Source organism: Actinomycetospora sp. ABD4_176 (genome assembly GCF_056311855.1).
The window spans coordinates 3,468,689-3,490,145 of record NZ_CM149974.1 but is presented as its reverse complement, the minus strand read 5'-3'; the positions used below and the strand labels follow the sequence as shown (position 1 = coordinate 3,490,145).

16 protein-coding genes are annotated in these 21,457 nt (G+C 75.4%); 10 read left to right on the top strand and 6 right to left on the bottom strand.

Features of this window, described 5'->3' with window-relative positions; translation table 11 throughout:
* Genes ACYX4T_RS16880 through ACYX4T_RS16860 form a run of 5 tightly spaced genes read left to right on the top strand, consistent with a single transcriptional unit; the run spans position 1 to position 3,964 of the window.
* Positions 1-435: a class F sortase gene (locus ACYX4T_RS16880; RefSeq protein ID WP_476010454.1), complete on the top strand. Its 435-nt coding sequence runs from the start codon at positions 1-3 to the stop codon at positions 433-435.
* A gap of 41 nt (positions 436-476) precedes the next feature.
* The gene (locus ACYX4T_RS16875; protein WP_476010453.1) at positions 477-1,385 is read left to right on the top strand and encodes a 5-oxoprolinase subunit B family protein; all 909 of its coding nucleotides are present in this window, start codon (positions 477-479) and stop codon (positions 1,383-1,385) included.
* On the top strand, positions 1,382-2,353 hold the full coding sequence (locus ACYX4T_RS16870) for a 5-oxoprolinase subunit C family protein (RefSeq protein WP_476010452.1): 972 nt from the start codon (positions 1,382-1,384) through the stop codon (positions 2,351-2,353). The genes ACYX4T_RS16875 and ACYX4T_RS16870 overlap by 4 nt, the downstream gene beginning before the upstream one ends.
* Positions 2,354-2,375: 22 nt before the next feature.
* Complete coding sequence (locus ACYX4T_RS16865; protein ID WP_476010451.1) at positions 2,376-2,618, top strand: acetyl-CoA carboxylase; 243 nt, start codon at positions 2,376-2,378, stop codon at positions 2,616-2,618.
* Entirely contained in the window at positions 2,615-3,964 is a 1,350-nt protein-coding gene (locus ACYX4T_RS16860; protein ID WP_476010450.1) for an acetyl-CoA carboxylase biotin carboxylase subunit, read from the top strand. Before ACYX4T_RS16865 ends, ACYX4T_RS16860 begins: the two co-directional genes overlap by 4 nt.
* Here ACYX4T_RS16860 and ACYX4T_RS16855 read toward each other — a convergent pair.
* Positions 3,924-4,781, bottom strand: coding sequence for a methyltransferase domain-containing protein (locus ACYX4T_RS16855; protein WP_476010449.1), 858 nt, complete (start codon positions 4,779-4,781; stop codon positions 3,924-3,926). The two genes, ACYX4T_RS16860 and ACYX4T_RS16855, sit on opposite strands and share 41 nt — an antisense overlap.
* 50 nt (positions 4,782-4,831) lie before the next feature.
* On the opposite strand from ACYX4T_RS16855, the gene ACYX4T_RS16850 reads away from it, so the two are divergent.
* Entirely contained in the window at positions 4,832-5,623 is a 792-nt protein-coding gene (locus tag ACYX4T_RS16850; protein WP_476010448.1) for an alpha/beta fold hydrolase, read from the top strand.
* Positions 5,620-6,609: an LLM class flavin-dependent oxidoreductase gene (locus ACYX4T_RS16845; protein WP_476010447.1), complete on the top strand. Its 990-nt coding sequence runs from the start codon at positions 5,620-5,622 to the stop codon at positions 6,607-6,609. The genes ACYX4T_RS16850 and ACYX4T_RS16845 overlap by 4 nt, the downstream gene beginning before the upstream one ends.
* On the opposite strand, the gene ACYX4T_RS16840 is transcribed toward ACYX4T_RS16845, so the two are convergent.
* The 3 genes from ACYX4T_RS16840 to ACYX4T_RS16830 form a co-directional block, all read right to left on the bottom strand.
* Positions 6,591-7,355 (bottom strand): LamB/YcsF family protein, encoded by a 765-nt coding sequence (locus ACYX4T_RS16840; protein WP_476010446.1) that lies wholly within the window; start codon positions 7,353-7,355, stop codon positions 6,591-6,593. The genes ACYX4T_RS16845 and ACYX4T_RS16840 overlap by 19 nt on opposite strands.
* 11 nt (positions 7,356-7,366) lie before the next feature.
* The gene (locus ACYX4T_RS16835) at positions 7,367-8,650 is read right to left on the bottom strand and encodes an aminotransferase family protein (protein ID WP_476010445.1); all 1,284 of its coding nucleotides are present in this window, start codon (positions 8,648-8,650) and stop codon (positions 7,367-7,369) included.
* 315 nt (positions 8,651-8,965) lie between these two features.
* Complete coding sequence (locus tag ACYX4T_RS16830; protein WP_476010444.1) at positions 8,966-12,193, bottom strand: BTAD domain-containing putative transcriptional regulator; 3,228 nt, start codon at positions 12,191-12,193, stop codon at positions 8,966-8,968.
* A gap of 125 nt (positions 12,194-12,318) precedes the next feature.
* On the opposite strand from ACYX4T_RS16830, the gene ACYX4T_RS16825 reads away from it, so the two are divergent.
* A complete protein-coding gene (locus ACYX4T_RS16825) occupies positions 12,319-13,980 on the top strand; it encodes a phytoene desaturase family protein (protein ID WP_476010443.1) in 1,662 nt (553 codons plus the stop codon).
* Here ACYX4T_RS16825 and ACYX4T_RS16820 read toward each other — a convergent pair.
* Positions 13,935-15,386 (bottom strand): lipase maturation factor family protein, encoded by a 1,452-nt coding sequence (locus ACYX4T_RS16820; protein ID WP_476010442.1) that lies wholly within the window; start codon positions 15,384-15,386, stop codon positions 13,935-13,937. The two genes, ACYX4T_RS16825 and ACYX4T_RS16820, sit on opposite strands and share 46 nt — an antisense overlap.
* 116 nt (positions 15,387-15,502) lie before the next feature.
* Positions 15,503-16,081 (bottom strand): sigma-70 family RNA polymerase sigma factor, encoded by a 579-nt coding sequence (locus ACYX4T_RS16815; RefSeq protein ID WP_476010441.1) that lies wholly within the window; start codon positions 16,079-16,081, stop codon positions 15,503-15,505.
* A 355-nt stretch (positions 16,082-16,436) separates the two neighbouring features.
* Here ACYX4T_RS16815 and ACYX4T_RS16810 point away from each other — a divergent pair, with 355 nt between their 5' ends.
* Both ACYX4T_RS16810 and ACYX4T_RS16805 read left to right on the top strand, forming a co-directional pair.
* The gene (locus tag ACYX4T_RS16810) at positions 16,437-20,387 is read left to right on the top strand and encodes a Pls/PosA family non-ribosomal peptide synthetase (protein WP_476010440.1); all 3,951 of its coding nucleotides are present in this window, start codon (positions 16,437-16,439) and stop codon (positions 20,385-20,387) included.
* Between the two features lie 31 nt (positions 20,388-20,418).
* Positions 20,419-21,309, top strand: coding sequence for a dimethylarginine dimethylaminohydrolase family protein (locus ACYX4T_RS16805; protein ID WP_476010439.1), 891 nt, complete (start codon positions 20,419-20,421; stop codon positions 21,307-21,309).
* The last annotated feature ends 148 nt before the right edge of the window (positions 21,310-21,457 follow it).

The window sequence follows — 21,457 nt, the reverse complement described above, 5'->3', positions numbered from 1 at the left end:
GTGCACACCGACCTCGTCACCCTGGGCCTGCGGCCCGACGGGACCGTCGAGGTCCCGCCGCACGCCGCGCGGCAGGACTCGCGGGCCGGTTGGTACCGCCACTCGCCGACCCCGGGGGAGCGCGGCCCCTCGGTGCTGCTCGGCCACGTCGACTCCGCGCAGGACGGCCCGGCGGTGTTCTTCGAGGTCGGCGCGGTGCGTCCCGGGGACACCGCGTCGGTCACCCGCGCCGACGGGAGCCGCGCGGACTTCCGGGTGACGCGGGTGTCGACCCACCCCAAGGACCGGTTCCCGACCGAGGAGGTCTACGGCGACCGCCCGGGCCCCGAACTGCGCCTGATCACCTGCGGCGGTGCCTTCGACCGGGCCGCGGGCAGCTACACCGAGAACGTGGTGGTGGACGCCGTCCTGATCGGGGCGGCGTCCGATTCCTGAGGGCTCTGGACCCGCCGACACGGACACGCCAAGGTGATCGCATGAGCGCCGGTACCGAGACCGACACCGAGACGCGGTACGACTACGGGGGCGACGAGTTCGTCTACGTCGAGCTCTCGGCGGCGATGAGCCTGCCGGTGCACTTCACGTCGCTGGCGATCACGCGGCGCCTGGGCGAGGAGGCGATCCCCGGCGTCGAGGAGATCTGCCCGTCGAACGCGTCGTACATGGTCCGCGTCGACCCCGACCGCCTGCACCCGCGTGACCTGGTGCGCGAGCTGCAGCGCATCGAGGGAGAGGTCGGATCGCTGTCCGACGACCTCACCGTGGCGACGCGCATCGTCGACGTCCCGATCATGCTGAACGACCCGTGGACCCACGAGGTCCTCATGAAGTTCCGCGACCGCCACCAGGACCCGACGGGCACCGATCTCGACTACGGGGCCCGGATCAACGGCTACTCGTCGACCGAGGACTTCATCGACGCGCTCGCCGCCTCGCCGTACCTCGTCACGATGATGGGCTTCGTGCCCGGGCTGCCGTGGTGCTTCCAGCTCGTGCCGCGGGAGCGGCAGGTCGAGGTGCCGAAGTACGTGCGCCCGCGGACCGAGACCCCGGAGCGTGCCTTCGGGTTCGGCGGCGCGTTCGCGGTGATCTACCCGGTGAAGGGTGCGGGTGGCTACCAGCTCTTCGGCTCGGCGCCCGCGCCGATCTTCGACGGCGAGCAGCGGCTGCCGGACTTCGCCGAGAACGACTCGGTGGTGTTCTTCCAGCACGGGGACGTGATCAACTACCGGCGCGTCGACCAGGCCGAGTACGACGACGTGCGCGCCCAGGTCGACGCCGGGACCTGGCGCTACTCGTACCGGGAGCTCGAGTTCTCACCGAGCCGCTTCCTCGCCGACCCGGACGGCACCAACGCGAGCATGAAGGAGGTGCTGTACGGGTGACGATCAGGGTTCAGGATCCGGGCCTGGAGACCACCGTCCAGGACACCGGGCGGCTGGGGTACTACAGCATCGGCTTCCCGCCCTCGGGCGCGCTCGACTCGTTCGCCTACCACGTGGGCAACGCGCTGGTCGGCAACGAGCCGGGAGCGGCGGCGCTGGAGGCGGTCTACCTCGGGCCGACGCTGGAGTTCACCGTGGACACGGTCATCGCCGTGACCGGCGCGGACATCCCCGCGTTCGTCGACGGCGAGGAGATCCCGACGTGGGAGTCGGTGGCCGTGTCATCGGGGTCGGTGCTGTCGTTCGGGCAGCTGCGTGCCGGCGCCCGGCCCTACGTCGCCGTCGCGGGCGGCATCGACGTGCCGCTCTACTACGGGAGCCGCTCGACCTACACGCTCGTCGGGATCGGCGGCTTCGAGGGGCGCGCGCTGCGGGCCGGGGACGAGCTGGCGCTGGGCTCCGACGCGCGGGACCCGAGGGCCGGACGACGCCTCGACGGCGGGGACGTGCCGGTGCACCCGTCGACCGCCGAGGTGCACCTGCTCGTCGGGCTGCACAGCTACCGGCTCACCGAGGACAGCCTCGCCCGGTTCACCGACACCGAGTGGAAGGTGACCCCGGACGCCAACCGCGTCGGCTACCGCTTCCGCGGAGCCGAGCTCGAGTTCGTGCCGCGCGAGCAGCCGTTCGGGGCGGGCAGCGACCCCGCGAACGTCACCGACTGCGGCTATCCCGTCGGGTCGGTGCAGGTGCCCGGGGGCGTCGAGCCGATCGTGCTGCTCCAGGACGCCGTCACCGGCGGGGGCTACGCGACGCTCGGCACCGTCGTCTCCGTCGACCGCGATCGGCTGGCGCAGACCAAGACCGGCGACAGGACCCGCTTCGTGCCGGTCGACCTCGACGGGGCGCTGGAGGTCCGCAGGGACCGCCTCGGCGCGCTCGACCGCATCCGTTCCGCGCTCACCTGAGCCGATCGACTGGGAGCCCGAGTTGGGAAGCCACACGATCACGTCCCGCACCCCGGGCGTCTTCTACCACCGGCCGTCACCCGACGCCGATCCCTACGTCACCGAGGGCGCCTCGGTGGCCGAGGGCGACACGGTCGGGCTGGTGGAGGTGATGAAGACGTTCCACGAGGTCAAGGCGGACGCCGCGGGCACCGTCTCGCGGTTCCTCGTCGAGAACGAGGACGAGGTGACGATCGGCCAGGACCTGGTCGAGCTGGAGACGTGAGCCTGCGCAGCGTCCTGGTCGCCAACCGCGGCGAGATCGCCCTGCGGGTCGTGCGCGCGTGCCGGGAGCTCGGCATCCGCGCGGTCGCGGTGTACTCCGACGCCGACGCGTCGGCCGCGCACGTGCGGATGGCCGACGACGCGGTCCACCTCGGGAAGTCGGCGGCGTCGAAGAGCTACTTGAACTCCGACGCGGTGCTCGAGGCCGCGCGCTCGGCCGGGGTCGACGCGATCCACCCCGGCTACGGCTTCCTCTCCGAGCGCCCCGGGTTCGCCGCGGCCGTCGAGGAGGCGGGCCTGGTCTTCGTGGGCCCGCCGGCGTCGGTGATCACGACGATGGGGGACAAGGCCGCCGCGCGCGCGGTCGCCCGGTCGGCGGGCGTGCCCGTGGTGCCGGGCAGCGACGAGGTGTCGTCGGTGGACGAGGCGGTGGCCGCGGCCGAGGAGGTCGGCTATCCGGTGCTGGTCAAGGCCTCGGCGGGCGGCGGCGGGCGGGGCATCCGCCCGGCGGGGTCGGCGGACGAGCTGCGCACCGTCGTCGCCGAGGCCCAGCGGGAGGCGGCGTCGGCGTTCGGCTCGGACAAGGTCTACCTCGAGCGCGCGCTGCAGGGCCCGAAGCACGTCGAGGTGCAGGTCCTCGCCGACACCCACGGCGCGGTCGTGCACTGCTGGGAGCGGGAGTGCTCGCTGCAGCGGCGCCGGCAGAAGATCCTCGAGGAGGCGCCGGCGCCGGGGCTGGATCCGGACCTGCGCTCGGGTCTCTGCGACGCGGCGGTCCGGCTCAGCCGCGAGGTGGGCTACGTCGGCGCGGGCACGGTGGAGTTCCTGGTCGAGGGCGACGAGTTCTTCTTCATCGAGATGAACACCCGCATCCAGGTCGAGCACCCGATCACCGAGTGGATCACCGGGCTCGACCTCGTCGCCGAGCAGCTGCGCATCGCCTCGGGCGACCCGCTGTCGGTGGCCCAGGACGACATCGCGTGTCACGGGGCGTCGATCGAGTTCCGGGTCAACGCCGAGGACCCCGACCAGGACTTCCTGCCCTCGCCGGGCACCGTCGAGGCCCTCGAGCTGCCGGGCGGGCCGGGCGTGCGCGTCGACACCGCGCTGATGGCGGGCGACGCCGTGCCGCCGTTCTACGACTCGCTCGTCGCCAAGCTCTCGGTGTGGGCGCCGACGCGCGAGCAGGCCCTGGCCCGCGGCCGGCGGGCGCTCGCGGAGTACCGCGTCGACGGCTTCCCGACGACGATCGGCCTGCACCGGCGCCTGCTCGACGAGCGGGCCGTCGTCGAGGGCAGCTACGACATCACGACGCTGGAGACGTGGCTGGCGGAACGGTCGCCGTGAACAGGTAGTAGCCGACCGCCCCGAACAGCCGCCCGTCGCGGTGCAGCGCGGCGATCGTCGAGGTCCAGCGCCGGCCGTCGTCGGCGTCGATCGCGCCCGCCGCGGCCGCGGCCTCGCCGATCCCGCTGAAGTACTGGGCGGCGAGGTCCGGCGAGAAGATCACCATCCGGCTGTCGACCTCGACGTCGGTGAGCCCGAGGTCGCCGAGGTCGCCGCGCAGGTCGCGCACCAGGCGCGGGTTGACGACGGCGGTGTCGGCCTCGTGCGCGAGGACGGCGCGGACGAGGCGCGCGTCGTCCACGTTGACGGTGTTGGTCTCGAAGTCGGGCTCGATGACCGCGATCCGCCCGCCGGGGCGGGTGACGCGGGCGAGCTCGGCGAGGGCGCGGCGCGGGTCGTCGAGGTAGATGAGCACGCGCTCGGCGCGGGCGACGTCGACGGCGTCGTCGTCGAACGGCAGCGCCTCGGCGTCGCCGGGGACGAGGTCGACGTCGAGCCCCGCCGCGGCGGCCCGGCGGCGCGCCTCGGCGACGAAGTCGGCGGACAGGTCGATGCCGGTGACGGTGCCGCCGGGGCGGACGAGCCGCGCCAGCCGGAGGGCCTCCAGGCCAAAGCCGCACCCGACGTCGAGGACGCGCCGGCCCGGTCCGGTGTGCGTGCGCTCGATCGCGAGGGCCTTGAGCTCGCGCAGCAGCGGCAGCCGGTCGAACGCCTCGAGCGCCGCGACGTAGGTCGACTCGGCGGAGTGGTCGATGTCGGTGAAGTCGTGCAGGGAGATCGCCGGTGCGGCGGGCTCGGGTGCGTCCTGGGCGGTCACGGCTCCTCCGGGCGTTCCTCGGTGACGTGGATCACGCTAGCGTCGTCGGGGTGGGTACGGGGGTCGACGTCCTCGAGGCGGGCGCGGGGCCGCCGGTCGTCCTGCTGCACAGCTCGGTCAGCGGCAACCGGCAGTGGAAGGCGCTCGTCGCCGACCTGCGGGACCGCCACCGCGTGCTCGCGCCGAACCTGCTCGGCTACGGCGCTACGCCGGCCTTCGCGGGGCCGGGTCCGCAGCGCCTCACCGACCAGGCCGCCCTGGTCCACGCCGTGTTGGAGGGGGTCGACGAGCCGGTCGCGCTCGTCGGGCACTCGTTCGGCGGCGCGGTCGCGATGCGGGCCGCGGTCGAGCTGGGCGACCGGGTGCGGGCGCTTGTGCTGCTCGAGCCCAACCCCGTCGCGCTGCTCGTCGCGGCGGACCGGCACGACGCGTTCGCCGAGGCGTGCGCCCTGCGCGACCACGTCCAGCGCCACGCCGCCGCCGACGACTGGACCGAGGCCGCTCCGCGCTTCGCCGACTACTGGTTGGGCGACGGCTCCTGGGACACGATGCCGGAGTCCCGGCGCGCCGCGTTCGTCGCCGCGCTGCCGCCCAACCGTCACGAGTGGGACGCCGTCACCGACCCGGAGCTGACGATCGACCACCTCGCCGCGCGCGGCGTCCCGACCCTCGTCGTCCACGACCCCGCCACCCGCCGTCCCATCCGCGAGGTGGTGGAGGTGCTGCGCGAGGCCTGTCCCGGCTGGCGGTTCGTCACCGTTCACGGGGGCGGACACATGGCCCCGCTCGTGCGCCCGGACCTCGTGAACCCGCTGGTGACCGCGTTCCTGGCGGCGTCGTGACCGGTCTCGGGGTCGGCCTGACGCCGATGGAGACCCGCCGTGACGTCGTGCTCCACGTGGCGCGGCGCGCCGAGGAGCTCGATTACTCCACCTTCCTGGTCGCGGAGGCGTGGGGGTGGGACGCCGGCGTCCTGCTCGCCGAGGTGGCCAGGGCCACGGAACGGATCGGCCTCGGCATCGGCGTCATGAACACCTGGGGCCGCAGCGCCGCGACGATCGCGATGCTCGCGGCGAGCGTGGACGCCGTCTCGGGCGGGCGGTTCCGGCTCGGTCTCGGCGCCGGGAGCCCGGCGCTCGCCGAGGGCCTCCACGACGTCGCGTTCGACCGGCCCGTCGAGCACCTCGCCGCCGTCTCCGTGCAGGTTCGCCGCCTGCTGCGCGGCGAGCGGCTCGAGCCGACGACGGGATCGCGAGGGCTGCGCCTGGCCGTGCCCCCGTGCCCGCACGTGGCCCTGCACCTCGCCGCCCTCGGGCCGCGCTCGATCCGCCGGGCCGGCGCGCTGGCCGACGGGTGGGACCCGTTCCTCGTGCCGGTGTCCGCGCTCGGACGCCTCCGGGAGGAGCTGCGCGAGGGCGCGGCGCAGGTCGGGCGGGACGTCGTCCCCGTCGTGTGTCCGGCCGTCCCCACGGCGGTCGCCGCCGACCCGGGCGTCGCCCGGGGGACAGCGTCCTGGTGGGTGGCCTTCTACCTGACCTCGATGGGTCCGCTGTACCCGCAGACGCTGCGCGCGCACGGGTTCGGTGCCGCCGTCGACGAGGTCGTCGCCGTGAACCCGACCGGACGCACCACGGAGGTCCCGGAGAGAGCGGATGTGCTCCTCGACGAGCTCACCATCCACGGCGACGCCGACCAGGGGCGTGCCGCCCTCGAGCGCTGGCGGGCCGCCGGCGCCGAGGAGCCGACGATCGTGCTGCCGCCGGGCCGGCCGGTCGAGGAGCTCGACCACGTCCTCGAGGCGCTGGCTCCTCAGCCCCGCAGCAGCTGAGCCGCCGGCACGCGTTCGACCCCGAGGTCGTCGAGGCGCCGCACGAGCGCCTCGGCGATCTCGACGGAGTTGGGCCGGTCGCCGTGCAGGCAGATGGTGTCGACCTCGACGTCGAGGTGCTTGCCGGTCGTCGACGTCACGTGCCCCTCGAGCAGGTCGACGGCCTGCTGGGCGACGGCGTCGGGATCCTTCGCCTTCGGCTCGGGCTCGACGATGATGTGCCCCTCGTCGGTGTACTCGAGGTCGGCGAAGCCCTCGCGGGCCACGGTCGCGCCCAGCGAGCGGGCGAGATCCGCGGTCGGGCCGGCGAGCCAGAAGATCATGAGGTCGGGGTCGAGGCGCAGGACGGCCTCGGTGATCGCCGACGTGATGTCCGGGTCGGTCAGCGCCATGCCGTAGAGCGCGCCGTGCGGCTTGACGTGCACGACCTCGGCGCCCTCCGCGCGAGCCGTCGCCTGCAGCGCACCCGTCTGGTACAGCACGAGCTGGGCCGCCTCGTCGGGGCGCAGCGCCATCCGCCGCCGGCCGAAGCCGACGAGGTCGGGCAGTCCCGGGTGGGAGCCGATCGCGGTGCCGGTGGCGACCGCGGTGCGCACCGAGTCGCGCATCGTCACCGGGTCGCTCGCGTGGTAGCCGCAGGCGACGTTCACCGAGGTCACGTGCACCATCAGCTCGCTGTCGTGCCCGAGCTTCCAGCGCCCGAGGCTCTCGCCGGCGTCGGCGTTGAGATCGACGCGTGTCTGCATGTGGTGACTCCTCATGCTCCGGGGGCGGACGGGACGGGGCTCTCGACCGGGAGGTCCTCCAGCCCGGTCCGGATGGCCTGGGCGAGCAGATCGATCTCCTCCTGCCCGACGACCAGCGGCGGCGAGACCGCGATGCCCTTGCCGAGCCCGCGCACCAGCACCCCCGCCTTGCGCACGGCGCGCAGCAGGACGTTCGGGGCGTCCGGGACGCCGTCGAGGATCTCCTGCTCGAGCTCGATCGCGGCGAGGAAGCCGAACCCGGCGCGGACCTCGTGGACGTAGGGGTGCGAGGTCAGCGGCGCGAGGGCCTCGAACAGCGGGCTCTCGAGCTCCTGGCCGCGCGCGATGAGCCCCTCGCGCTCGTAGATGTCGAGCGTCGCGAGGCCGACCGCGCAGGCCGTGGGGTGGCCGGAGTAGGTCGGGCCGTGGCGCAGGGTGCGCTCGCCGGGCGTCGTCCACCACGGGGCCGCGACGTCGCCCGACGCGATCACGCCGCCGAGCGGCAGGTAGCCGCTGGTGACGCCCTTGGCGAAGGTGATCATGTCGGGCCGGACGCCGAAGCGCTCGATGCCGAACCAGGTGCCGAGGCGCCCGAAGGCGCAGATGACGGCGTCGATGATCAGGAGCACGCCGTGGCGGCGGCAGAGCTCGGCGACGCCCTCGACGTAGCCGTCGACGGGCAGGTGCACCCCGCCCGCGCCCGTGACCGGCTCGATGACGAACGCGGCGATCCGCTCCGGGCCGACCTCGGCGAAGACCTTCTCGACGCCGTCGAGGTCGTGCAGCGGCGCCACGGTGTTCTCGCCGGCCAGCACCCCCCAGCCCTCGCGGTTCGGCGGGATGCCGGTGATCGAGGTCCCGTAGCCGTGGGTGCCGTGGTAGCCGGTCTCGCGGGAGACGACGTGCACGCGCCGGTGCTCGCCGCGGGCCTGCCAGTAGCCGCGGGCGAGCTTGACGGCGGTGTCGATCGCGTCCGCGCCGCCCGACCCGAAGAAGACCCGAGCGTCGTCGACGGGGGCGAGACCGGCGAGACGGTCGGCGAGCTCGAGCGCCGGCCGGTTGGCGATGTCGGCGAAGCACGAGTACGCCTCGAGCTTGCCCATCTGGGCCATCGCGACCTCGCCGAGCTCCTGCCGGCCGTGGCCGATGTTGGCGTACCAGAGGCTCGCGCAGCCGTCGAGGTAGCGCCGCCCGGCCTCGTCGAAGACCCAGGGCCCCTCGCCCCGGTCGACGACGAACTCGCGGCCGTCCACGGCCGCCATGTCGGAGAACGGATGCCACAGGCGGGTGCTCATGGGCCGGATTCTCCGCGTTCGACGCGTCCGGCGGCACCCCCGACGACGAGCTACTCGGGGCGATCGCCACGCGCGGTCGATCGCCGGAGCACCGCGCGTGATCGACGCGTGTGGCGCCTCCACTCGGCGCCCCGGTCGCTCGTGGCGGCCTGCTGAGCCGTGATCGCGATCTCGGTGACGAACCACCGCAGTTCTGCGGGCCTTCGTCACCGAGACCGTGATCAAGGGGTTGCCGCCGCCCCGCTGCCCCGCCTCGGTCACGCCTGCTCGACCGGCCGCACGAGGTCCTCGTCGACCCGCCCGGACGGCGGACGATCAGCTGCTCGGCGGCCCGCCCCCCAGGCCCAGCGGCAGCGGCGCGGCCGGGTCCGACAGCGACGCGAGGCACTGCCGGGCGGCCGCCGCCCACGGAGTCCAGCCGGCGCGGTCGGCGAGGGCGACGGAGGCGGTCCACTCCCGCTCGGCGGTGCCGGGGTCGTCGAGGGTCCGGGCCGCGAGCCCCGTCCAGAGCGTCACCGGCCCGAGGACCGCGCCGCCGAAACCGACGAGGACGGCGGCGTCGGGGTCCGCGGGCAGCACATCGCGGACGTGGGCCGCGGTGGCGCGGTCCCCGAGGCGGAAGGCGGCCGCCGAGGCCATCGCCGCCGCCGCGCGTGCGAACCACATCGCCGGGTTGACCGCCCGGCGCGCGTACTCCGCGAGGTGCCCGCGGGCCCGCTCGTCGTCCCCGGCGCACGACGCCGCGTAGGCCGCGGCGGCGGACCACGCCCCGGTGTTGAGCGCCTGGGTCGCGGCGTGCGCGGCGAGGGGAGCGAGGTCGGCGACGGTCCCGAGCAGCAGGTTCTGGACGAGCAGGTGGGCGCCGGCGGCGTAGGGCGCGGCCGGCAGCTCGAGCGCCTGGCCCCGCTGGGCCGCGCGGGCGGCCGCGGCGTCGGCGCCGGGGTCGCCCTCGGCCAGCAGCATCGCGGCCTCGGTGGTCTGGGCGGCCCAGATCGACCGCGGGCGGAACCAGCGCTCGGCGGCGGTCTCGAGCTCCACACGCAGCTTGTGGGCCTTTTCGGTGTGGCCGACGGTGAGCTCGGCGGTCATGAGCAGCTCGGTGCCGTCGAGCTGGAGTGACGGGTCGTCGGTGGCGAGCGCGAGCCGGCGGGCGTCGGCCGCGAGGGCCAGGCGCTCGACCGCGGAACTCGTCGTGTCCGCGAGGTGGCGGACCTCGAGCGCCCGGACGCGGGCCTGCACCTCGGGCTCGTCGCGCGCCAGCGTGTCGGCCAGCGCCCTCGCCTCGGCGACGAGGGCCGGGGCGCCGTCCTGCGCGGTCGCCGACGCCTCGCGCACGGTGGCGACGAGCAGGTCGAGCCGGAGGCGGGGTGCCAGCGGCCGGTCGAGGAGCCGGTGCAGCCGGGCGTGCCGGCGCGGGTCGCCCTGCACCGAGAGCCCGAGCGGCTCGTCACCGATGGCGACGAGCGCCGCGAGCCCGTCGTCACCGGCGGCGAGGGCCGCGTCGAGCGCCTCGTCGAGGGCCGTGTCGAGGGCATCGACGTCCTCGACCTGCGCGGCGCCGGCGTCCTCGTCGGTCCCCCGCAGCGCGGACCGGCAGAGCGCGCGGTGACCGAGCAGCCGGGCGCGGGCGCCGGCCTCGGCGCCGGGGAGCGCCTCGTCGAACAGGGCCAGCGCCTCGGGGAGGGCGCGCCGGCGGTAGGACGCGACGCCCGCGTCGACCTGGGCCGCGGCGCGCCGGGCCGGCGCCAGCAGCGACGCGGCGCCCTCGGTGTGGCGCAGCACCGTGAACGCGTCCGCGTCGTCGCCGAGCGCCTCGAGGCGGGCGAGGTGCAGGTGGGCGGTGCGGACCGGGGGCACGCCCGCCCGCAGGCCGTCGGCGTCGAGGTCGTGGCGCAGCACGTAGCGGTCGCCCTCGCCGGCGACGAGTCCGGCGCGCGCGGCGGGCTCGAGGTCGTCGGCGACGTCGAGCGGGCGGCGTCCCAGCACGGCGGCGAGGTCGGCGAGGTCCACCGGGTGCAGCACCGCGAGGGCCTCGAGGGCCCGGCGCGTCGCGTCCGGGAGCTGGGCGGCCTGGTGACCGACGACGGCGCGCACCTGCTCGGGCACCGCGGTGACCGCGTGCCGGGCCCCGTCGAGGGTGGAGCTGCGCGCGAGGAGGTCGAGCAGCGCGGTGACGTGGAGGGCGAGGCCCCCCGAGCGGTGGACGACGGCGGCGACGAGGTCGTCGTCCGGGGAGAGGTGGGCGAGGCGGCGCCGGACGAGGACGGCGACGGCCTCGGGCGCCAGGGGCCCGACCTCGGCGGTGTCGACGACGGCGTGTCCCCGCAGCTCGGCGAGGGCCCGCTCCCAGCGCGGGTGCGGCACGGCGTCGGGGCGGCGGGCCGCGACGACCAGGACGACCCCGGCGGGCAGGCCGCGGCGCGCGAGGGTGCGCAGCACGTCGAGCGAGGCGGAGTCGGCGCGGTGCGCGTCGTCGAGGGCCACCAGCACCGGCGCGTCCCGCGCCCGGTGGCCGAGCCGGGCGTGGAGCCAGGGCCCGAGGTCGCGGTCCGGCGCGGGCCCCCGGATCCCGAGGTCGCCCCGCACCTCGTGCCAGGGCGCGGCGGGGGTGTCGTGCTCCCCCCACGCCGACGCCGCGGTCGAGGCGCCCCGGGCCCGCGCGGTGTGGACGACGGCGCGCAGCACGGCGGTCTTCCCGGCGCCCGCGCGTCCGTGCAGGACGATCAGCCGGCCGTCACCGTGCAGGGCGTCGAGGACGGTGCCCGCGAGGGCGTCGCGCCCGACGAGCTCGGGGGGCGGGGCCCGCTCGGGACGGGGGCGGGCGGTGAGCGAGCCGTACAGGGAGCGCAGCTCCGGCCCCGGCTCCACGTCGAGCTCGTCGCGGAGCCGCCGGCGGACCTCGAGGTAGGTCTCGACGGCGTCGCGGTGCCGGCCGGCGTCGCGCAGGGCCCGGACGAGCAGCGTCGCGAGCTCCTCGTCCAGGCGGTCCTCCCCGGCCAGGAGGTCGGCGGCGTCGCCGTGGCGACCGGCGTCGAGGAGCAGCCCGGCGTGGCGGACGACGAGGGCCCGTCGCCGGTGCTGCGCGCTGCGCCGGGCCTCGGCGAGCCGGTCGGTGTCGAGCCCGAGGAACGGCGTCCCGTGCCAGGCCGCGCGGGCCTCCTCGTGGGCGGCGAGGTCCCCGCCGTGCCGGGCGACGTCGGCGAGACGGTCGAAGTGCAGGAGGTCGACGGCGTCCGGCGGGAGGCGCAGCGTGTACAGGCCGTTGCTCGCGGTGATCCACGGCTCGGGCCGCGCGCCGAGCCACGCGCGCAACCGGGTGAGCGCGACCTGGAGCGCCCCTCGCGGGTTCTGCGGCAGGTCCTCGCCCCACGCCGCGTCGATGAGCGCGTCGCCGTCGACGGCCGCGCCCGCGTGCAGGGCGAGGAGCCCGAGCAGAGCGATGTGGGTGCGGCTGCGGCGCGGCTCCGGGATCCCGTCGCGTACGACGGCCACCTCGCCGAACAGCCGGATCCCGATCGACGCCATCATCCCCCCGGACGTCACGTCACGTGATCGCTGCGCGGAAGCCTACGTCCTCCGGCGGAGCGCTCGGTGCGGCCGAGTGGACGAATCGCTCGGCCGCGCCGCCTGGCCGTGGTGCGGCCCCGGCGACCGGGAACACTGCGCCCATGACATCGGCCCCGGGTGCCTCCGCCCTGACCACCGGCACGGAGACCGCCGACGCGGTGGTCGTCGGGGCCGGGCACAACGGGCTGGTGGCGGCCAACCTGCTCGCCGACGCCGGCTGGAGCGTCGTCGTCCTCGAGGCCTCGGACGCGCCGGGCGGGGCCACGCGCACCGAGGAGATCACCGAGCCCGGGTTCCTCAGCGACCTCGGCAGCGCGTTCCACCCCATGGGCTACGTCTCGCCGGTGCTGCGCGGGCTCGACCTCGGCGCCCACGGCCTGGAGTGGAGCCACCCGCACGAGCCGCTGGCCCACGTCCTGCCCGACGACCGGGGCGTGCTGCTCTCGCGCGACCTCGACGTCACCGCGGCCTCGGTCGACCGCTTCGCGCCCGGCGACGGCGACGCGTGGCGGCGGCTCGCCGAGGAGTGGCAGCAGCTGCGCGACCCGCTGATCGCCGCGTTCCTCGGGCCGTTCCCGCCGGTGAGGGACGCGACGACGGTGCTGCGGACCCTCGGCGGCCCCGACGCGCTGCGCCTGGCCCGGCGGATGCTGCTGCCGGCGACACGGTTCGGGCAGGAGGAGTTCCGCGGCGAGGGCGCCCGGGCGCTCGTCGCCGGCAACGCGCTGCACACCGACCTCGGCGTCACCCAGACCGCGAGCACGGCCTTCGGCTGGCTGCTCTCGATGCTCGCCCAGGACGTGGGGTTCCCGGTGCCGGTGGGCGGGTCCCGCTCGATCGCGCGGTCCCTCGTCGCGCGCCTCGCCACCCGCGGCGGTGCCGTGCACAGCCGCCGGCCCGTGACCCGGGTCCTGGTCGAGGGCGGCCGGGCCGTCGGGGTGGTGGACGCGGAGGGCGGCGTCGTGCGGGCGCGGCGGGCCGTGCTCGCCGACGTCCCGGCGCCCCTGCTGCTGCGCGACCTCGTCGGCGACGAGCACCTGCCGGCCCGTCTCGTCGCCGACCTCGAGCGCTTCCAGTGGGACGACGCGATCCTCAAGGTCGACTGGGCCCTGTCCGGCCCGATCCCGTGGACCGCGCCCGAGCCCCGCGCCGCGGGCACCGTGCACCTCGGCGGCGACGTCGCCGGGCTCGTCGACTTCGGCGCCGACCTCGACGCCGGCCGCATGCCCGCGAACCCGTTCATGCTGCTCGGCCAGATGACCCTCGCCGACCCGACGCGCTCGCCGGCGGGCACCGAGTCGGTGTGGGCGTACACGCACCTCCCGCACGCGCGCGAGCACTCCGACGCCGAGCTCGACGAGCAGGTCCGCCGTATGACGGCGTGGATCGACCACCACGCGCCGGGGTTCTCCGACCTCGTCGTCCGCCGGACCGTCTCCCGCCCGTCGGACCTGCAGGCCCGCAACCCGTCCCTGGTGTCCGGCGCGCTCATGGCCGGGACGGCGCAGATCCACCAGATGCTCGTGTTCCGCCCGACCCCCGGCCTCGGCCGGCCCGACACCGTCGTCGACGGCCTGTTCCTCGCCGGCGCGACGGCCCACCCGGCGGGCGCGGTGCACGGCGCGCCCGGCGCGAACGCGGCGCGGGCGGCGCTGGCGCGGGCGGGGCGTCTCGGCCGCGTCTACGCCGCCGGGATCCGCGCCGGGCACCGGCTGGTCTACGGCGCCGCCGATTCCCGCGGCAGGGTCCTCGCGGGCAGGTAGTCACCGATCAGCTCGCGGTGCCACCAGGCCCCGGTCGCGCGGCGCTCGGCGCGGGTGGTGAAGCGGTAGCGGTAGAGGCGCGCCCGCACCCAGGCCGGGCGCTCGCCGTCGAACGGGTCGCGGCGCAGGAGCCGCAGCGTCGGGCGGTCGGCCTCGAGCAGGCGGTCGAGCAGCGTCGGCAGCCACGTGCGCGCCATCCGCGGGGCGAGCGGCGCGAACCACATCAGCCAGTCGAGCCGGCGGTGGTACGGCGCGGTCTGGGGCGGGCGCCGGTACGGGTCGCCGGGCTTGGAGCGGAACTCGTACTCGCGCCACACGACGTCGTCGGGGGAGTCGCCGCCCGACGGGTCGTCGGTGCCCTCGAGGACGACCTCGTCGCGCTCGCGGGTCACCGAGCCGAACGCCCCGTAGGTGTTGCCGAGGTGCACCGGCGTGATGCCGGCGTTCATCTTCTGCCGCGGGCTGAGCATGTTCGTCGCCGGCCACACCGACAGCGCCAGCATCAGCCCCGTCACCGCGAGCACGACGACCGCGAACCACAGGGGGAGCGGCGCGGGGTCGGGCAGCGGGATCGGCAGCAGCCATCGCAGGCGCGCGTCGTCGACCGCGACGACGGCCAGCGAGATCGTCAGGAAGTTCAGCCAGGCGAAGTTGCCGCTGCTCACGAGCCAGCCCTGGGTCACGATCACCACCGCGGCGCCGACCGACGCGACCGGCTGGGGGAGGAAGAGCAGGAAGGGGACCGCGAGCTGCGTGACGTGGTTGGCGAGCACCTCGACGCGGTGCAGCGGGCGCGGCAGGTGGTGGAACCACCAGCTCGTCGGGCTCGGGAGCGGCTGGGTCTCGTGGTGGTAGTCGAGGCAGGTGAGGTCGCGCCAGCAGCGGTCGCCGCGCATCTTGATCAGGCCGGCGCCGAGCTCGACGCGGAAGAGCAGCCACACCAGCAGCCAGAGGATCGGCGCGGGCGGGGCGACGTCGGCCGGCCCGAGGAACGTCACGAGGAAGCCGGCCTCGAGCAGCAGCGACTCCCAGCCGAAGCCGTACCAGACCTGTCCGACGGTGACGATCGACAGGTAGAGCACCCAGAGCAGGCCCCACAGCGCGAGCCCGGCGCCGAGCGGCAGGACGTCGGTGGCGCCGGCGAGGGCGGCGACGGCGAGCACGAGGCCGGTGCCGGCGACGACGCGGAAGAGCGTGTCGGAGTAGCGCAGGTGGAAGACGCTGGGGTGGCGGCGGAAGGTCGTGCGGGCGAGGAAGCGGGGGATCGGGGTCAGCCCGCGCTCGCCGATCAGCGGGCGGAACTGGGCCAGCGCGACCGTGAACGCGATGACGTAGACCAGGGCGACGAGGTGCTGGAGCACCCAGCGGGCGGTGGCGTAGTCGGGTGCGGCGAGCCAGTCGAGCACGGGCGCCTCCCCTCGGCAGGTGAAGGTGGCGTGTACCCGCTGGGCCGGTCGGACGATGCCTACCGCGTGATCGAACGAGGAGCGAGCACCTCATGCCGGGGCGGGCCTCGAGGGCGTCAGCGCTCCACCCCCATCCGGTCGACCTGCCCCCGGAGAGCCCTGAGCGCGTAGAACACGCGACTGCGCAGCGTGCCCTCCGGGATCGACTCCTCGGCCGCGACCTCCGCGTAGGGCCGGGCGTGCAGGTAGGTCTCGACGAGCGCGGCACGGTGCTCGACGCTCAGGCCGTCGAGCGCGGCCGCCAGGAGCTGGGCGTCGAGGACGGCGTCGTCGAAGTCGGGCTCGGACTCCGCCATCGCGACCAGGTCGTCCCTGTCCACCGGCACGTCGGGGCGGGCCTGCCGGCGCCGCATGCGGTCGATGACGACGTTGCGGGCGATGCCGAAGAGCCACACGCGGAGGCTGGCGATCCCCGGGTCGAACCGGTCGGCCTGGCGCCAGGCCCGCACGAAGACCTCCTGCACCACCTCCTGGGCGGCGCCGTCGTCGTGCAGCCGGCGCACCGCGAAGCCGTACAGCTCGTCACCGTGGGTGCGGTAGGCCGCTCGCAGGCCGTCCTCGTCGGCGACACCCGCGGTGTCGCCGTCGCGTCCTCGGCGTGCCGTGACGTCGCCCGAGGCCGTCCATCGGCGCATCGACGCTGCCCCCCGTCGGATCCTCGGCGACCGACCGTACGGACACGCGGGAGACGTTCACGCCGTCGAGACCTTGCGGTCCGCTGTCGAATCGCGATCTTCGACGGAAGGTGACGACAGCCACCACGACGGAGTGAACGCACCCGGCCCAGCGTGCGAAAACACCCTCCGGTGCCCGACCACACGCGGCCCGTGTCCGTGGCCCGTCCGACCGGATCCACCCCTGCGCGTGGTTCCCGGTCGGCCTGCCGCCGCTGCCGCCCCGAGGGAGCGCATGACCGGCATCGACGCCCATCAGCCGTCCCCCGCACGCCATCGACCCCCCGTGCCCGATGCGCCCGGGGACAGCGGCGACGTGACCGTCGTCGACCTCCTGCCGCGCCGGCGTCCCCGGCGCATGGAGCACGTGTTCGAACGCTCCGCCGACACCGTCCCGCTGGCCGTGGCGCTGGACCACGACGGCGCGGAGACGACCTACGCGCAGCTCGAAGCGCGCGCCAACCAGCTCGCCCACCGTCTGCGGCACGCCGGCGTCGGAACGGGTGCCCGGGTCGCGATCCTGCTCGAGCGGTCGCCGGAGACCTACGTCGCCCTCCTCGGCGTGCTCAAGGCGGGTGCGGCGTTCGTCCCCGTCGACCCCGAGGCCCCGGCCGACCGCGTCGCCTACATCGCCGAGGACGCCGCGGTCGACCTCGTCGTCACGAGCAGTGACCTGGCCCCGTCGCTCGCCACCTCGAGCACGCCACGCCTGGAGCTCGACACCGCCCGAGCGGAGATCGACGCCTGCCCGACGACACGACCGGCCGTCCCGCCGGCTGACGACCCGCCCGCCTACGTGATCTACACCTCCGGGTCGAGCGGGCGTCCGAAGGGCGTCGAGGTCGCGCAGTCCAGCATCGTCAACTTCCTCGACGTGGTGCCCGACGTCTACGACGTGCGCCCGGAGGACCGCGTCTACCAGGGCATGACGATCTCGTTCGACTTCTCCATCGAGGAGATCTGGCCGACGTTCGCCCGCGGGGCGACGCTGGTGATCGGTCCGAACGACTCCCGGCGCCTCGGCGGGGAGCTCGCCGACTTCCTCGAGCAGTCGCGGGTCAGCGTCCTGTACTGCGTGCCCACCCTGCTCGCGACGCTGCCGCGCGACCTGCCCGGCCTGCGCAGCGTCCTCGTGGGCGGGGAGGCCTGCCCGGCCGAGCTCGTCGAGCGCTGGAGCCGCCCGGGCCGGCGGATGCTCAACACCTACGGACCCACCGAGGCCACCGTCACCGCCACCTGGTGCGAGCTCCTCCCGGGCCGGCCGGTGACCATCGGGCGGGCGATGCCGACGTACTCGATCGTCCTGCTCGACGACGACCGGGAGCCGGTGCCCGACGGCGACGTCGGCGAGATCTGCATCGGCGGTCCCGGCGTGGCCCTGGGCTACGTCGGCCTGCCGGAGAAGACCGCCGACCGCTTCGTGCCGCACCGGCTCGCGCCCGCCGGCGGCCGGCTCTACCGGACCGGTGACCTCGGTCGGATCACCGGCGACGGCGAGATCGAGTACCGGGGACGGGCCGACGCCGAGGTCAAGGTCCGCGGCCACCGGGTCGACCTCGGTGAGATCGAGAGCGTGCTGCTCACCGACGCCGCGGTCGGCGCGGCCGTGGTGACGCTGGTCGAGGAGACCGGCTCCCTCGCCGCGTTCGTCGTCCCGCCCCACGGGACGGACCGGCCGGACGAGGCGGAGCTGGCCGCCCGCCTGCACGGGGTGGTGCACGAGCGGCTGCCCGAGTACATGATCCCGTCCACCCTCGACGTCCTCGTCGAGCTCCCGACCATGCCCAGCGGCAAGGTCGACCGCACGAAGCTGCCCGCACCCGCCGGACGGCGGCTCGTCGCGGACACCGGCCCGGTGGTCGAGGCGCAGGGGCAGGCCGAGGAACGCCTGCGCGCGGTGTGGGCCGACGTGTTCGGCCTGCGGGTCGCCGAGCTGTCGGTGACCGCCGACTTCTTCGAGGACCTGGGCGGGCACTCGCTGCTCGCGGCCACCGCGGTGTCGCGGATGCGCGAGCAGGGGGTGGGCGCCGGCCCCGCCGTCCGCGACCTCTACGCGCACCCCAGCGTCCGCGCCCTCGCCGCGCACCTGGCCCAGGAGTCCGCGGCGCCGGCCATCGACGCGCCGCCGCGCCCGGGGCCGGCGCGGCACAGCGGGCGGCAGGTGGCGCGCGCCGGCCTCGCGCAGGCCGTGCTGATCTACGGCTTCCTGCTCGCGGCGACCCTGCCGGTGTCGTTCGTCTACACGCGCAACGACGGCACCGTCTCCATCGGGGTGCTGCTCCAGCTGATGGGCGCCGTCGTGGCCACCTACCTCGGCACCCGCTGGCTCCTGCCGCTGCTGGTGCGCCCGCTGACCGCCGGTGTCCGCCCCGGGCGCTACCGGCTCTGGGGCGTCACCTACGTGCGGCTGTGGTTCGCCGACCTGCTGCTGGGGGCGAGCCCCCTGCCGGTGCTGTCCGGCTCGATGGCGGCCGGGGCCTACCTGCGCCTGCTCGGGGCGGACGTCGGTGACCGCGCCACGATCGCCACCAGCACGATCTCGCTGCCGCGGCTGGTCCGCATCGGCGACGACGCCGCGGTCGGCTACGGGGTGCACGTGCGGCCGTGGGAGGTGCGCGACGGGATCGTCACCGTCGGCACCGTGACCGTCGGCCGGGCCTCCTACGTGGGGGCGAACGCCGTCCTGGGACCGGGCAGCACGGTCGGCGACGAGGCCGCCCTGGGCGAGCAGTCGGTGCTCGACGAGGGTGAGACGGTCCCCGACGGCGAGGGCCGCGCGGGCTCGCCACCGGTGCCGGTGACGAGCCTCGACCCGGCGGTGGAGGAGATGCTCGTCGCGCCGCCCGCGCCGGGGTGGCGCTGGTACCACGTGGCCGCCACCGCTGCCGGCGTGGTGGGGCTCGAGGCCGCCGCGGTGGCGATGGTCCTGCCCGCCGTGGGAGTGGTCTGGTCGGCGTTGCTGGCCTGGGGCGTGCTGGCGGGCCTGGCCTCGACGCTGCTCGCCGGCCCGGTCTTCGTGCTGACCGTCTGCGCGGTCGTCGCGACGGGCAAGCGGGTCGTGCTGCCGCGGCTGCCGCAGGGGATCCATCCCGTGCGGTCGGGGCTGGGCATCCGCAAGTGGATCGCCGACACGCTCTTCGAGTTCAGCCTCGCGTTCACCAACGCGCTCTACGCGACGCTCTACACGGTGCCCTGGCTGCGGCTGCTGGGCGCCCGCGTCGGGTCGGGCGCGGAGGTCTCCACCGCCGCGCACCTCGATCCCGACCTGTTGGTGCTGGGCCGCGAGAGCTTCGTCGCCGACATGGCCAGTGTCGGCAGCGCCTCCTTCGCCCACGGCCGGATGGCCCTCGCCCCCACCGAGATCGGCGCCCGCTCGTTCGTCGGCAACGCGGCGTGCGTCCCGGCCGGGACCCGCACCGGTGAGGGCTCGCTGGTCGGGGTGCAGACCGTGCCCCCGGCCGAGGGCGTCCCGCACGACAGCTCGTGGCTGGGCTCGCCGGCGATCCACCTGCCCCGGCGGCAGGACAGCGGCGACTTCGACGAGGCGTCGACGTACCGGCCGGGCCGCCGGGCCGTGCGGCAGCGTCTCGCGATCGAGTTCGCCCGCGCGACCCTGCCTGGCTCGGTCATCGCCGTGAGCGTCTACCTCTACCTGCTGGCGCTCTCCGCGCTGGCCCAGGGCCGTGCCCTGCCGGAGGTGGCCTTCGGCGCGCCCCTGATCGCGATGGCGGCGGCGTTGCTCGTCGTGCTCTACGTCGCGGCGGTCAAGAAGCACGTCGTCGGCACCTACGAGCCGCGGGTGGAGCCGCTGTGGAGCCCGTTCGTGCGCCGCACCGAGTTCGTGACCGGCCTCTACGAGGCGGCCGCGGTCCCGGTGCTGCTCGGCCTGCTCGTCGGCACCCCCGCCCTGCCCGCGGCGCTGCGCCTGATGGGCGCCCGCATCGGGCGCCGCGCCTGGATCGGCACGACCTACCTCACCGAGTTCGATCTCGTCCAGGTCGGCGACGACGCGTGCGTCGGCACGGCGGTCTCGCTGCAGACCCACCTGTTCGAGGACCGGGTGATGAAGATGTCCGCCCTGCGCGTCGGCGACGGCGCGAGCGTCGGCACCCGCTCGGTCGTGCTCTACGACGCGGTGGTCGGCGACGACGTCGCCCTCGCGCCGCTGTCGCTGCTGATGAAGGGCGAGGAACTGCCCGCGGGGAGCGACTGGCGCGGCATCCCCGCGCAGGGCGCGACCCCGGCCGCGGCCCCGACCGCCGCCTGACCACCACCACACCCTCGTCTCGGAGACATTCGTGCTCAACACGCACCTGCTCGTGTCGGACGCCCGGCACTTCCGGATCGACGACGTGATCAACCCCTACATGGACACCACCGACCAGCCCGATCCCGCGGCGGCGGCCGCGGAGCACGAGGCCCTCGTCGACGCCCACCTCGCCGCGGGGCGGACCGTCGAGCGCATGCCCACCGTCGCCGGACAGCCCGACATGGTCTACACGGCCAACGGCGCGGTCGTCGTCGACGGTGTCGCCGTGCTCGGCGACCCGCCGGCGCCCCGCCGCGGGGAGATCCCCCACCACCGGCGGGCCCTCGCCGACCTGGGACTCACGGTCCTCGAGGCGCCGTTCCCGTTCAGCGGGCAGGGCGACGTCCTGGCCTGCGGGAACCTGCTGCTCGCCGCGCACGGCCGCCGCACCGACGCCCGCATGCTGCCGTTCCTGGCCGAGCACCTGGGCCGGACCATCCTGCCCCTGCGCACCGCGGGCCCCGAGTGGTACGACCTGGATCTGGCCGTCGGTGTCGTGGACGCGACCACGGTGGCCTGGTTCCCGGACGGTCTCGAGGCGTCCAGCCGGCAGCGGCTCGCCCTCCTCGCGGACATCGAGGGCATCGACCTCGTCGAGGTGACGCGGGCCGACGCGGAGGCGTTCGCGCTCAACCTCGTCAGCGACGGCCGGACCGTCACGATGACCGACGGCGCGCCGCGGCTGGCCGCCGAGCTGCGCCACCGTGGCTACGCGGTGGACGAGGTCGGCACCGCGCAGCTGCGCAAGGGCGGTGGCGGGGTGCGGTGCACCGCGCTGACGCTGGACGGGGCGCCGGCGCACCGGGCTCCGCACGACCTCGGTGCCGACGTCCTCGTGCGCCCCGGCGAGGGCGCGTCGCTGCCGGCGGGCCGCCGGTGAGCGCCCCCCGCCGCTCCACGGACGGGAGGCACGGCGCCGACGGGCCGACGGTCTTCCTGCCCCGTCCCTCACCCCGCCCGGACCGGGCACCCCGGCCGAGCCCGCGTCCCCGCCGCGGGCCGGACGGCTCCACCGACCGGCCGACCGA

Coding starts and splice junctions, on each gene's coding strand:
- ACYX4T_RS16875 (WP_476010453.1), top strand. CDS start 477: ATGAGCGCCGGTACCGAGACCGACACCGAGACGCGGTACGACTACGGG.
- ACYX4T_RS16840 (WP_476010446.1), bottom strand. CDS start 7,355: ATGCAGACACGCGTCGATCTCAACGCCGACGCCGGCGAGAGCCTCGGG.
- ACYX4T_RS16835 (WP_476010445.1), bottom strand. CDS start 8,650: ATGAGCACCCGCCTGTGGCATCCGTTCTCCGACATGGCGGCCGTGGAC.
- ACYX4T_RS16825 (WP_476010443.1), top strand. CDS start 12,319: ATGACATCGGCCCCGGGTGCCTCCGCCCTGACCACCGGCACGGAGACC.
- ACYX4T_RS16815 (WP_476010441.1), bottom strand. CDS start 16,081: ATGCGCCGATGGACGGCCTCGGGCGACGTCACGGCACGCCGAGGACGC.